The sequence below is a fragment of the Flavobacterium macrobrachii genome (assembly GCF_014486675.1).
Classification (GTDB): domain Bacteria; phylum Bacteroidota; class Bacteroidia; order Flavobacteriales; family Flavobacteriaceae; genus Flavobacterium; species Flavobacterium macrobrachii.
This window is the reverse complement of the sequence record NZ_JACTAC010000041.1, coordinates 1-13,341: the sequence shown is the minus strand read 5'-3', so window position 1 is coordinate 13,341 and position 13,341 is coordinate 1. Positions and strand designations below refer to the sequence as shown.

Genomic DNA, 13,341 nt, shown 5'->3' with positions numbered 1-13,341 from the left:
AATTTATAACAAGAACTACTTCTACCAGAAAATAGTGTACAATGCCGCTAAGATGGATAAGATAATCAACATCCCGACGGTAAAACTTGGTGACATCTTGAACATGGTTTTATCTACTTCTAGACCATTGGTTTGAACACCTTTTTTAGTTTCATAGATACTAATAAAATACATTCCGATAACGCAAATTAAGAACACAAATCCCATTCTATCTATAAACGGAATTTCATAAACTCCATCCGCATTTGGCACTGCAAATCCTATCGGATTTAAGAAAGATAAATCGATAAACGCTGGTAGGAATTTGAAAATAATTGAGAACATAAAACCGCCAATGGTGGCAAATAAAGCTGCATTGGATGTGGTTTTTTTCCAGAAGAAACCTAGGATGAACATGGCAAAAATTCCTGGACTAACAAATCCTGTATATTCCTGAATGTATTGGAAACCTCCTTTTTTGTCAATTCCTAAAAATGGTGCAACTACTACCGCAATTAGCATGGCTGCAATAATGGTTAGTTTTCCGATGTTGACTAATTTCTTTTCGGAAGCTTCGGTATTGATTTTTTCTTTATAAACATCGAGCGTGAAAATAGTTGCAATACTGTTGGCTTTTCCAGCTAGTGAAGCTACGATGGCAGCGGTTAGTGCCGCAAAAGACAATCCTTTTAAACCAGTTGGTAATAAATTCAACAGAATTGGATAAGCTCTATCTGGATTTACTGTTCCGTCTTGAAGCATTTCTGTTTGAAAATGTCCGTTTTGGTATAAAACGTAAGCCGCAATTCCAGGAAGAACAACTATAATAGGCATTAAAAGTTTTAGAAAAGCCGCAAAAAGAATTCCGCCACGCGCTGTTTTTAAATCAGCACCCAAAGCACGCTGTGTGATGTATTGGTTACAACCCCAATAATTTAGATTGATGATTAACATTCCGCCTATTAGTACAGAAAGTCCAGGCAAATCCATATAATTGGGATTAGTAGTATCGAAAATCATGTGGAAATGGTCATCGGCTTTTTCACGCATAAGGTTAAATCCGCTGATGGCACCTTCGGAACCAAATTCAGTTGCGACTAAATTTAACGCCAAATAGGTAGTTACTAATCCACCAAGAATAAGGAAAAACACTTGTATCACATCGGTATATCCAATTACTTTCATTCCGCCAAGGGTAATCATAATGGCAAAAATGGCTAAGAAAATCATACAAAAAGTGATGTTTAAGCCCGAAATACTGCTGATGGCTAAAGCACCTAGATAGAGTATTGACGTTAGGTTTACTAGAACGTAAAGCAGCAACCAAAACACCGCCATAATCATCGCTACATTGCCGTTGTACCGTTGTTTTAGGTATTGTGGCATGGTGAAAATCTTGTTCTTCAGATAAACTGGCATGAAAAATACGGCAACGATAATCAAGGTCAATGCAGCCATCCATTCATAGGTAGCAATGGCTAATCCCATTTTGAAACCGCTTCCGCTCATTCCGATAAATTGTTCTGCACTGATGTTACTTGCGATAAGCGAAGCACCAATTGCCCACCAAGTGAGCGAACCTTCAGCCAGAAAATAATCGTTACTATTGGTTTGTGCTTTCTTCTTTCGGTTGTATATCCACAATCCATATCCTACGATGATGATAAAGTAGAGGAAGAAAACAATATAATCGTTGGTGGTTAAAGTTTGCATATTATTGGTTTTTGGTTTTGTAATGTTGGTTTGGTAATTCTCTTAAAATCTTTGCGCTTTGTTCTGGCGAGATGTCGCGTTGTGCTTCGCCTAGCATTTCATAACCTACCATAAATTTCTTTACTGTGGCACTTCGCAATAATGGCGGATAAAAATGCATGTGAAAATGCCACTCAGGATGCGACACTCTATCGGTTGGTGCTTGATGAATTCCAGACGAATAAGGAAAAGAAGTGTTGAAAAGATTATCGTATTTGACGGTTATGGCTTTTATCATTTCGGCGAAAGCCGTTGTTTCTTCTTTACTCATAGCGATGATACTTCCAAAATGTCTTTTGCTAATAATCATCGTTTCATAAGGCCAAGTTGCCCAAAAAGGAACCACAACCGCAAAGTGATTGTTCTCGATAACTACTCTTTCGCCTGATTTCAATTCTTGGTCCAAATAGTCTTTTAGTAAACTGGTTTTATTTTTGTCGTAGTACGCTCGGAGGTTTTTTTGTGTTTTCTCTACTTGTGTCGGTAACGAAGATTGCGCCCAAATTTGTCCGTGTGGATGTGGATTGCTACAACCCATAACACTTCCTTTGTTTTCAAATATTTGAACGTAATTGATAAAATCTTGATTGCCCAATTCGATGTATTGTTCTGCCCAAGTTTGCACGACTTTTTCAATATCGGAAACTTCCATTTCGGGTAAGGTTAGGTTGTGTTTTGGTGAAAAACACACTACTTTATTAATCCCGCGTTCGGGTTTTAGTTGAAACAATGAATTGTTTTTCGTTTCGTATAAAACATCGTCTTTTAATAGGGCTGAAAAGTCATTTTCAAACACATAGCTGTTGGTGTAGTCTTCGTTTTTTATACCATTAGCACGAACATTTCCAGCGCATAAGTAACAGGTTTCGTCGTGCTCTGGTCTATTGTCTTCAGGAAGGGTTTCGTTTTGTCCTTGCCATGGTCGTTTGGCGCGATGTGGTGAAACTAATATCCATTCGTCTAGTAACGGATTGTATCTTCGGTGTGGATGTTCGTTATGGTTGAAGTGTTGCATGTTATTTTTTTATTCAACAGATAGTTTTTATTTTTAAAACATTAAGAAATTAAGATTCATTAAGTATTGATTTCGAAATTGTTTCTGCTTTTAAACCTGACAAGTTTGATAAATTATTTTTTTAACCACTAAGACTTAATTACCTTAATTCCTTAATGTTTTAATTCTAATGTTCCTTTTGAAATTTTTACTTTGTAAGCTTTTAATTCGATGCCAAATTGGGAACGGTATTGTTCTGCAATCTTTTGGATGAGTTCTTTTTCTGAACCTTTTTCGACTAAATTGATGGAACAACCACCAAATCCTCCGCCCATCATTCGTGCGCCTAAAACCGAAGTTTCATTAGCTACAGCATCAACTAAAAAATCCAATTCCTCACAACTCACTTCATATTCTTTGGACAAACCGTGATGTGTTTCGGTCATTAACTTTCCTAATTGGACAAAATCATCATTGGATAAGGCTTTAACAGCATCTTGAACTCGTTTTATTTCTTTAACTACAAAACGACATCGCTTGTACAGGATTTCGCCTAATTCTTCTTTTAGACCTAAAACCATGATTTCTGTACAATCGCGAAACGTTTTTACTTCAGGGAAATGCGTTTTTATAATTGCCAATCCTTGTTCCACTTCGTTTCTTCTGTCGTTGTATCCCGAAGTTAAGTGCGTGTGTTTTACACAACTATCCAATAAAAGTAAGGAATATTTTTTGAAATCGGCTTTATGGTATTCGTAATCTAATGTATTGCAATCGAGTTTAATCACTTTGTTTTTCTTTCCAAAAACCGATGCAAATTGGTCCATGATACCGCAATTGACACCCACAAAAGTATGTTCCGATTTTTGTCCGATGAGTGCAATTTGTTCTTTAGACAATCCTAAATCAAATAGCTTATTCATAATATATCCAATACCACATTCCAATGCTGCCGATGAAGAAAGTCCTGCGCCCATTGGGATTGTACTGCTAAAAACGATGTTGATACCTTGGTTTATTTTATCGTTCGTTTTGAGTTGATGTAACACGCCAAAGATATAGTTTACCCACATTTTATCGACTGGTTGCAAGTTGTCGTTTAAATCAAATTTGTAAACTTCGTTTAGGTCTTTGGCAATAATGGCACATTCGGTTGTGGTGTTTTTAGATACAGCAAAACAAATGTATTTGTTAATGGCAGCTGGTAACACGAAACCATCATTATAATCAACGTGTTCGCCAATAATGTTAATTCTTCCTGGTGAAAGGAAAATGTGTTCTGGTGCTTTTTGAAAGGATTTTTCAAAAAAATCGGTGGTATGTTGGATTAGTTTTTTCTTCATGTTTTATGTTCCTGCAAGGTTTCCATGTGTTTTATTTCTTTTGATTTAGTTCTACTGCAGCCGAACGCAATCCATTTGATTTTACTTCTAATTTCAAATCGCCAACCGTTTTCCCTGCTTGAATAATTACTTGACATTTTCCATTGAAAGCACTTCTTTGCCAAGCACCATCAGTACATTTATCGGCTTCGTGCGAACTTGGATCGCCATTGCCAACACCAATAATTTTGGCATCGCCAGTTAATTTAAAATGAACCATATTGTTAGCATTTGGCACTTCACGACCTTTGTCATCCACTATTGAAATATTGACAACAGTTCCATCTTTACCATCGGCTAAAACTGTGGATTTATCAGCTACAGCATTTACTTTTACAGGATGAGTTGTTGTTTCTACTTTGGCAGAAAGTAGTTTTCCGTTTTTAAAAGCGATTGCTTCCAACGTTCCAGGTTCGTAGTTTACTTGCCATTTTAAATGACTGTTTCTTGGCATGGTTTTCTTCCCTAAAGATTTTCCGTTAAGGAATAATTCTACCTCATCGGCATTAGTATTTACCCAAACCTCAACCGATTGACCTATTTTTTCTGACCAATTCCAATGAGGTGAAATGTGCAAAATATCTTCGTTTGTCCACCAACTTTTATAGTAGTAATAAATGTTTTTTGGGAAACCACAAACATCTAAAATTCCAAAATGCGAGCTGATGTTTGGCCATTTATAAGGTGTTGGTTCGCCACGATAATCAAATCCTGTCCAAACAAAACCTCCAAGCCAATAGTCATTTTCAGCAGCCAATTTCCACCATGTTTCGGCTTTGCTTGCCCACCAAGGATGCGTGATGTCTTGGTCGGGAACATAGGCGCGAATTTCATCTTTTTCATAAATTCCTCTGGTCGTTACTGTACTTCCCATTTCGGTTCCGAGTAAAGGTTGGTTGGGATGATCGCGATGATAATCGGCAACGGCATATTCGCGATAATTGAATCCACGAATTGGAATGACTTCGTTTACGCCTTTGAATTCATTAGCCATATCGGCTGCATAAGTTGACGTTCTTGTTGGATCTAATTCCTCTTGAATGGCTAAAAGTGTTTGTGCAATTCGTTTTCCATAGTCGTTTCCTTGGATATTTTGCTCTTCATTTCCGATAGACCATAAAAAAACGGAAGCGTGATTTCTATCGCGTTTAATTAATCGTTTGAATTGGTCAATGTATTCTGGACTGCTGTTGAGTAAACGTTGTTCGTCAACCACTAACATTCCCAAGCTATCGCAAGCTTCCAGAAGTTCTGGTGTTGGTGCGTTGTGACTTGCTCGATACGAATTGGAACCCATTTCCTTCAATAACTTTACACGATAATATTGCATAAAATCAGGAATAGCACTTCCAATTCCGGCGTGGTCTTGATGGTTGTTTGTTCCTTGAATTTTAAGGTGTTTACCATTTAAGAAAAATCCTTTTTTAGCATCAAATGTTACCGTTTTAATTCCGAAGCGAGTTTTGGTTTGGTGTACGATTTGATTGTTTTGTTTTACCACCGAAATAACTTTATACAAATAGGGATTTTCTAATGACCAAAGCATAACGTTACTAAGGTTCACATTTTGTTTGATTGTCGTTTTTTCGTTTACCGAAAGTGCGACTTTTTGTTCTGAAGTTTTGCCAAGTTGTTTACCGTTTCTATCAGTAATTATGGAATAAACAACTGCATTGGAAGGTCGTAAATTTTTATTTTCAACTTCGGTTTCAATAGTTACAGTGGCGTTTTTACCTTTTATTTTTGAATGTACAAAAACGCCATCACTAGGGATGAAAACTTTATCGGTTATGTTCAACCAAACGTGTCTGTAAATTCCGGCGCCTTCATAAAACCAACCTTCATATTGTGTGGCATCTACTCGAACTACAATGACATTATCGCCTTCAAAATTTACATAATCTGAAATATCATAGGAATTGCCAACGTAACCACTAAAATTAGTTCCGACATAAAATCCGTTAAACCAAATTTCCGCATTTCTGTAAATTCCATCAAATTGAAGTTCAAAACGCTTTCCATCGTCTTTTTTATCGACTGAAAAATGTTTGCGATACCAACCAATACTCGTTTCTGGATAAGCTCCGCCAACAGGTTTGTAACCGTGACTGTCCATTTCAACTTGATCTGATTTCACAAAAGGAAGTTCGACAACCCAATCGTGTGGCACGTTGATTTTCTTCCAAGTAGTATCGACAAATTTTGGATTTACAATGGTCGTTGCAAACACATTTGACTTATGAAGCAAGGCTGTTTTTCCATAATCGAAATCTTTGGAAACATCGGCGGCATTTCCGAAATGAAATCTCCAATCTTCGTCTAGACTGATTTTCTTTTGTGCATTTGCTTGAAATCCAACGAATAAAAAAGAAATTAGAAAAGCGATTTTTGTTGGATGAAATATTGAAATTTTAGTCATAGTTTTTATTTTTTGCCACAGATTTCACGGATTAAACGGATTTTATTCTTCTTTAAAAGCATCTAAAGCAGGAGAAGGTTTTCCATCAGCTTGCCAAGCACTTAGTGCGTAATGGCTCCAACTTCTTGCGCCTTGTGGTTCCCAATACATTACGCCTAAACCACGATTATTTGGCACTTTTTTGACGGCTTCGATAGTAGCTTTTAATAGTTCGTAGGTGTTTTGAACTTTATCATCTTCGCCACCAACTTCTACAATCATCACGTCTTTATTATAGCGTTTTACCATATCGTTTAGGTTGAATTCTAAATCGGCAATGGTTTCCGAATAATCTTTTTTAATCCAATACGGATAATACGACAATCCGATGATGTCATAACGTACTTTTTGAGCAGTAGCATTATCAAAGAATGTTCTAAATTTTGCGTTGTTGTTTCCTTCATCAACATGAACAATCACTTTGATGTTTTGGTCCACAGCTTTAACGGCATCGTAACCTTTATTTAGTAATTGTCCGAGTTGTTTCCAGTTGTCAGTACTTCCATCTGGCCAAAGCATTCCGCCTGGAATTTCGTTGCCTATTTGAACCCATTCTGGAGTTACACCTGCTTTTTTTAGAGACGAAATCACATCAAAAGTATGGTTGTAAACATCGTCCAAAAGTTCTGGAAACGAATGTTTTTCCCAAGCTTTTGGTTTAAATTGCTTGGCAGGATCAGCCCACGAGTCGGAATAATGGAAATTAATCATTACTCGCATTCCCATTTTTTGCGCACGTAATGCCATGATGATGGTTTCTTCTTTGCTACAATGTCCGCTAGCTTTGTCGTCATTCGGATTTACCCAAACACGAAGGCGAACCGAGTTCATTCCTCTGTCTTTTAGCAATTGCAAACAATCAGTTTCTTTGCCATCTGCGTCGTAAAATTTATAACCTGTGGCTTCCATTTGAGGCAACCAACCTACGTCAGCACCTTTTGAAAAAACAGTTTGAGCTGTTGCCATACTGAAATGGAATATTGAAAGCAACACTGCCCATTTTAATGACAAAACGTATTGATTTGTTCTCATATTTATTCTTTGCTAAATGCCTCCATCACTGGAAGTGCGTTAAAATTAAAATCCCAAAGTGCTTGGTTTTCCCACGAAGAACCGTTCGTAGACTCGTTTCCACGAAAGGCTACCCATTCTGAACCCCAATAGCAAAAACCAATACCGTTTGTAGTATCTTTTACAAGATTTTTTATAGCCAAAAGATAACTTTTTTGACCTGCTGGAGTTGCAGGATAAGTAGTAATTAGTTGGCTTTCTAAACCCATAATGTTGTTGGTCCAATCGTTCCAACCCAGTGTAAAAGGATAAGCAGTTTCGGCTAAAATGACTTTTTTATTGTGCGTTGCGCTTAACGAATTGATGGTGTTTTTTACGACATTCAAATCTTTTCCGTGCCAAATTGGATAGTATGACAAGCCTATGTAATCATAATCCACAGAAGCTACTTTATTAAAAAACCAATCAGAACCAGAAGTTCCTGCAAAATGAAGCATTATCTTGGTGGTTGATGATTTGCTTCTAACCGCTGCAACAGCACTTTGAACAAGCTGTACATATTGACTTTCGTTGGTAGTAATTTTGCCTTCTGGCCAAAGCATACCATCGTTAGTTTCGTTGCCAATTTGGATAATGTCTGGATTGATTTCGGTCATGATTTGCGTGGTATAGTTAGCCACTTCCGTTTTTAAATTGGTGAAATTCAAACTAGCCCATTCTGCCGGTTTTTCTTGATGCGCTGGATCTGCCCAAGTATCAGAATAATGAACGGTAAGCCAAACTTTCATTCCTGCTTGTTTTACTCTTTGTGCAAACGTTTTTACTTCGTTAAACCCAGAATGTGTATCGGCTGGATTTTTCCAAAGACGAATTCTGATGGTATTGCAACCTGCATTTTTTAGTGTTGTTAGTGCGTTTTCAGAAATGTTGTTGTTTTTGTAAACCGTTCCTTCGCTTTCTATCAAAGGCAAATAAGACATGTCTGCCGCTCTAATAAAGTTGTCTTGAACAATTGGTTCTGTTTCGTCTTTGCTGTCTGACGAGCAAGAGTATAAAGTAATTGCAAAAAGTAATACGATTAAATTTTTCATAGCGTTTCAAATTTAAATAAGGTTTGGTGATAATATTTTTCGTCTTTTCTCAACGTTGCATTTGGAAAATGACTGTGGTTTGGCGCATCTGGGAAATTTTGCGTTTCAAAACAAATACCGCTTTTGGTGTTGTAATCGCTATTGTTTTTTCCTTTGATTTGGTTGAAACAATTTCCACCAATATAAATGTGAACCGAAGGTTGATTGGAAAAAACGGTCATTTTTATATTGGACGTTTCGCTTAACAAACTTCCAACTTCATTTTCTTTGGACACAAAAGTAGTGTCTATAATTTCAGGACAGTTTTTGAACTCTTTGAAATCAAATTCATGATTGTCTAAAGGTGTAAAATTTCCTGTTGGTATGAGTTCGTCGTTGGTCTCAAGAATTAAATTGGAATTTATTTTGAGTTTGTGATTGAGAACATCGCTTGCATTTCCGTTGAGATTAAAATAAGTATGTTGTGTTAAATTGATGATAGTGTCTTCCGTAGTTGTCGCTAAAAAAGTGACTTTTAATTCATTATTTTCAGTTAAAAGATAAGTTGCTTGAACGGTCAATTCTCCGGGATAATTATCGACAGTTGGCCAACTTACACATTCAAAACAAACTGAATTTTCGTCTTGATTTTTCATTCTCCAAACGGCTTTGCTCAATCCTTTTTTTCCACCATGAAGATGATTTTCGCCATGATTTTTTTCTAACTGGTAGTTGTTTTCAATGATAGAAAAACTTCCTTTGTTAATTCGTCCAGCATATCGTCCAACTACTGTTCCAAAATATGGCGCGCTTGGCAAATCGAAAGAATTTATATAATCTTCGAGTTTTTCAAAACCCAAAACCACATCTATTTTCTCACCGTTTGGCATCGGAATTTTTAAAGATGAAATCGTTGCGCCAAAGTCAATTGCGGTCAATTCCATTCCTTTTGAATTGCGAATGGTGTGACTAAACACTTCTTTCACTTCGGTTATAAAACCATAGGATTTCGTATTTATTACCGGTTCAATTTGTGAAAAATGATTTTTTTGCATAGCTATTTTATCAATGTGTTAACAAAAATAGCATTTAATGTTATTTAACCATACTACTACCTACCAGTTTATTCGTATCTTGCCACCAGTTATATCGTTTTCGTAATTGGAATAGTAATTAAAAAGATGAAAATAATTTCGATAAATCAGCAGTCCAATCAACCAAAGTACAAGCAAATCGTGCTTTCGATAGAAATTGCCATAGCCGAAAAAAGGTTGAAACGAAACGACAAATTACCATCGGTTAACAAAGTAAGTTTGGAGTTTTCTATTTCGCGAGATACGGTTTTGTTGGCTTATGATGAACTCAAAAAACGCGGCATTATTTACGCCATTTTAGGAAAAGGATATTATGTAAAAAGTGTGGAATTTAGTTTTGAACAACGTATATTTTTACTTTTTGATGAGCTGAACGCATTTAAAGAAGACATTTATAATTCGTTTTTGGAAGTGATGGACAACAAGGCGCAAGTTGATATTTTCTTTCATCATTTTAATATCGAAATGTTTAAAAAGTTGATTTATGAAAGCAACGGAAACTATTCAAAATACATCATTATGCCTACTAATTTGGTTGGTTCTGCTGCAATTATAAAAATGTTACCCAAACAAGATGTTTATATTTTGGATCAAACCAATGCAGAATTACACGATTTTCCATCGGTACATCAGCATTTTATAAAAGACATGTATGATGGTTTAATGAAAGGAAAATCGTTGTTGGAAAAATATAGTAAATTGGTGTTGATTTTCCCGGGAAATAAAGAACCTATTGGAATGGTTGATGGCTTCAATCAATTTTGTGTTGAACATCATTTTGAACATCAAATCATTACTTCGTTTGAAGAACAACTGATTGCAAAAGGTGATGTTTATATTATTCCAACGGATAGACATTTGGTGAATGTCATCGAACAATCCAAGAGGCAAAATTTAGAAATTGGAAAAGATTTTGGAATCATTTCCTATAATGATACACCTTTGAAAAAAGTAGTTGAAAACGGCATTACTACTATTTCAACCGATTTTAAAGCTATGGGAAAAACGTTGGCAAAAATGCTACTTCGCTCGAGTAAAGAGCAAATCGAAAACCCTTCGGATTTGATTATTAGGAAGTCGTTGTAAATAAAAAAGCGCAACTTTAAAGTTGCGCTTTTAGTTTATTCTAAGAATGTATTACCAAATTTTCACTCGTTTCTCTGGAGCTAAATACAATTTGTTGGTTGGTTTTACATCAAATGCTTCGTAGAATTCAGGAATGTTACGAACGGTTCCATTCACACGAAAACGCGCTGGTGAATGTGGATCAGAATTGATTTGGTTACGCAATGCTTCATCACGTGATTTTTCTTTCCAAACTTGTCCCCAACCTAAGAATACACGTTGAATTCCGGTGTAACCATCAAGAACTGGAGCTTCTTTTCCGTTTAATGATGCTTTGTAGGCTTTTAATGCGATGCTTAATCCGCCTAAATCTCCGATGTTTTCACCTAAAGTAAATTCGCCATTTACATGTAAACCTGGCAATGCTTCAAAGCTATTGTATTGCTCGATTAGTGCGCTAGTTTTTGCTTTGAAAGCGGTAAGGTCTTTTTCAGTCCACCAGTTTCTCATTACGCCATCGCCATCGAAAGTACTTCCTTGATCGTCAAATCCGTGACCGATTTCATGACCAATAACTGCGCCAATTCCACCATAGTTTACTGCGTCATCGGCATTCAAATCGAAGAAAGGCGGTTGTAAAATAGCGGCTGGAAACACGATTTCGTTTACTGTTGGGTTGTAGTAAGCGTTTACGGTTTGCGGAGTCATTCCCCATTCGGTTTTATCTACTGGTTTTCCTAGTTTTTCTAAGTTACGCTTGTATTCAAATTCTCCCGCACGTTGAATGTTCCCAAACAAGTCGTTTTTATTGATTTTTATGCTACTATAGTCTTTCCATTTGTCAGGATAACCAATTTTTACAATGAATTTATCTACCTTTTTCAAAGCTTCTTTTTTGGTGTTTTCGCTCATCCAGTCGAGTTTTTTGATGCTTTCACCATAAGCTTTCAGGAGATTTTTAACCATAACGGTCATTTTTTCTTTAGCTTCTGGTTTGAAATGTTTTTCTACGTATAGTTTACCAATCATTTCACCCAAACCATTGCTTACAGTAGAAACAGCACGTTTCCAATCTTCGCGTTGTTTTTCAGTACCGTTTAGTATTTTTCCATTGAATTCGAATTGTTGGTTGTCCAACTCGGTCGTTAAATAGGTGCTAGCATTGTTGATAATTCCCCATTTTAGAAATACTTTCCAAGTATCGATAGGTGTTTTTTGAATTAAACCATCAAGATTTTTTTGGTAGTCTACTTGGGCAATAATGGCTGATTTTTCTTTGCCAACACCCGCTTTTTCCATCATAGCAGTCCAATTGAAAGTAGGCATCAGTTTTTTGAAATCTTCTACTTTGTAAGGATTGTACAACTTGGTCATGTCGCGGTTGTCTTCTTTGCGTTGTTGAATTTTGGCGATTTCGGTTTCCAAAGCGAAGATTTTTGCTGCGTTTTCAGCAGGATTTGCAATACCTGACAGTTGTAGCATTTTTTCCAAATGTGTTTTATATGCTTCTCTGATTTTTACCATTGATGCCTCAGTAGAAATATAATAATCTCTGTCTGGTAACGAAATTCCACCTTGCCAAGTTACTAATGAGTATTTGTTTGGATCTTTGAAGTCATTGTACACCGAGAATTGAAATGGAATATTGTAACCTTTTCTGTTTGCTTCACCAAAATAGCTCGCTAAACTGTTTTGGTCAGTAATGGCATCGATAGCTACAAATTCGTTTTGAAGTGGTTTTAAACCAATAGCATCTCGACCTTTTCTATCCATGTAGGAAGCGAAGAAATCGCCAATTTTTTGAGCATCTGAACCTTCAGGGTTATTTCCTTTGGCAGCTTCTTCGATGATGGCTTTTACATCTTTCTCCGATTTGTCCAATAGCATGTCGAATGCGCCATAGGAAGATTTGTCTGCTGGAATCTTTGTGTTTTTAGTCCAAGTTCCGTTTACATAAGCATCGAAATCATCGCCAGGATTGACTAATGTATCCATATCTTTTTTAGATATGCCCGATGCAATTTCTTTTTGGCTGCAACTGCTTAATAGTAAGCAAAGTACTGCCGTTGATAGAAGGGATTTTTTCATTGAAGTTTGTTTTTTGAATTAGCTAAATATAATTAAAAAAATATTACTATATGTATTGTTTTTGATTAAGATGTTACAGAGATTAATTAACGTGAGTTCGATATGAAAGTATAAAAATATTTGGGTAAAAAATCAAAAGTTATTATATTTAAAGTGTTGAATTTTAATATTTTAAATAAATTTTTGCTTATGCTTTCGCAAGATATATTTACTAAAAAAATTGAGATTCAAAATAAACAAACAAAACAACAGATTCTATGATTCAATCAAGGAGTAAGATCAGCTGTTTTTATAGACTCTCTTGAATCTAACAACCCAGTAACAGTCATCCTCTTTCTTATACGGGTTAGCGTTTGCCGCTCAACTCCAAGGTAAGACGCCAAATTGGTTATGGATATTCGCTCAAGTAAATCAGGATGCTCTTTCATAAACTTTAAGTAGCGCTCTT

9 protein-coding genes and 1 pseudogene are annotated in these 13,341 nt (G+C 36.2%); 1 reads left to right on the top strand and 9 read right to left on the bottom strand.

Annotated features, from left to right (window positions below; all coding sequences use genetic code 11):
• Positions 1–21: 21 nt before the first annotated feature.
• The 7 genes from IAI56_RS09970 to IAI56_RS09940 all read right to left on the bottom strand — a co-directional run bounded on the left by IAI56_RS09970 (position 22) and on the right by IAI56_RS09940 (position 9,701).
• Positions 22–1,692, bottom strand: coding sequence for a sodium/sugar symporter (locus IAI56_RS09970; RefSeq protein ID WP_187657731.1), 1,671 nt, complete (start codon positions 1,690–1,692; stop codon positions 22–24).
• Between the two features lies 1 nt (position 1,693).
• The gene (locus IAI56_RS09965; RefSeq protein ID WP_187657730.1) at positions 1,694–2,746 is read right to left on the bottom strand and encodes a UDP-glucose--hexose-1-phosphate uridylyltransferase; all 1,053 of its coding nucleotides are present in this window, start codon (positions 2,744–2,746) and stop codon (positions 1,694–1,696) included.
• Positions 2,747–2,898: 152 nt separating this feature from the next.
• The gene (galK, locus tag IAI56_RS09960; RefSeq protein WP_187657729.1) at positions 2,899–4,068 is read right to left on the bottom strand and encodes a galactokinase; all 1,170 of its coding nucleotides are present in this window, start codon (positions 4,066–4,068) and stop codon (positions 2,899–2,901) included.
• Between the two features lie 31 nt (positions 4,069–4,099).
• A complete protein-coding gene (gene galA / locus IAI56_RS09955) occupies positions 4,100–6,526 on the bottom strand; it encodes a beta-galactosidase GalA (protein WP_187657728.1) in 2,427 nt (808 codons plus the stop codon).
• A 42-nt stretch (positions 6,527–6,568) separates the two neighbouring features.
• A complete protein-coding gene (locus tag IAI56_RS09950; RefSeq protein WP_187657727.1) occupies positions 6,569–7,597 on the bottom strand; it encodes a glycoside hydrolase family 53 protein in 1,029 nt (342 codons plus the stop codon).
• 2 nt (positions 7,598–7,599) lie between these two features.
• Entirely contained in the window at positions 7,600–8,667 is a 1,068-nt protein-coding gene (locus tag IAI56_RS09945; RefSeq protein WP_187657726.1) for a glycoside hydrolase family 53 protein, read from the bottom strand.
• Complete coding sequence (locus IAI56_RS09940) at positions 8,664–9,701, bottom strand: aldose epimerase family protein (RefSeq protein WP_187657725.1); 1,038 nt, start codon at positions 9,699–9,701, stop codon at positions 8,664–8,666. Before IAI56_RS09940 ends, IAI56_RS09945 begins: the two co-directional genes overlap by 4 nt.
• Positions 9,702–9,827: 126 nt before the next feature.
• Here IAI56_RS09940 and IAI56_RS09935 point away from each other — a divergent pair, with 126 nt between their 5' ends.
• On the top strand, positions 9,828–10,826 hold the full coding sequence (locus IAI56_RS09935; RefSeq protein WP_187657724.1) for a GntR family transcriptional regulator: 999 nt from the start codon (positions 9,828–9,830) through the stop codon (positions 10,824–10,826).
• Positions 10,827–10,877: 51 nt separating this feature from the next.
• Here the strand turns inward: IAI56_RS09935 and IAI56_RS09930 are convergent, their stop codons facing one another.
• Together IAI56_RS09930 and IAI56_RS16115 are read right to left on the bottom strand one after the other, a co-directional pair.
• Positions 10,878–12,893, bottom strand: coding sequence for a M13 family metallopeptidase (locus IAI56_RS09930; RefSeq protein WP_187657723.1), 2,016 nt, complete (start codon positions 12,891–12,893; stop codon positions 10,878–10,880).
• A gap of 266 nt (positions 12,894–13,159) precedes the next feature.
• Positions 13,160–13,341, bottom strand: a pseudogene (locus IAI56_RS16115) (hypothetical protein); the annotation flags it as partial.

What these genes read in the sequence shown, in the direction of transcription:
- IAI56_RS09945 (WP_187657726.1), bottom strand. Translation starts at nt 8,667, where the DNA reads ATGAAAAATTTAATCGTATTACTTTTTGCAATTACTTTATACTCTTGC.
- IAI56_RS09965 (WP_187657730.1), bottom strand. Translation starts at nt 2,746, where the DNA reads ATGCAACACTTCAACCATAACGAACATCCACACCGAAGATACAATCCG.
- IAI56_RS09940 (WP_187657725.1), bottom strand. Translation starts at nt 9,701, where the DNA reads ATGCAAAAAAATCATTTTTCACAAATTGAACCGGTAATAAATACGAAA.
- galA (WP_187657728.1), bottom strand. Translation starts at nt 6,526, where the DNA reads ATGACTAAAATTTCAATATTTCATCCAACAAAAATCGCTTTTCTAATT.
- IAI56_RS09950 (WP_187657727.1), bottom strand. Translation starts at nt 7,597, where the DNA reads ATGAGAACAAATCAATACGTTTTGTCATTAAAATGGGCAGTGTTGCTT.
- IAI56_RS09935 (WP_187657724.1), top strand. Translation starts at nt 9,828, where the DNA reads ATGAAAATAATTTCGATAAATCAGCAGTCCAATCAACCAAAGTACAAG.
- galK (WP_187657729.1), bottom strand. Translation starts at nt 4,068, where the DNA reads ATGAAGAAAAAACTAATCCAACATACCACCGATTTTTTTGAAAAATCC.
- IAI56_RS09970 (WP_187657731.1), bottom strand. Translation starts at nt 1,692, where the DNA reads ATGCAAACTTTAACCACCAACGATTATATTGTTTTCTTCCTCTACTTT.
- IAI56_RS09930 (WP_187657723.1), bottom strand. Translation starts at nt 12,893, where the DNA reads ATGAAAAAATCCCTTCTATCAACGGCAGTACTTTGCTTACTATTAAGC.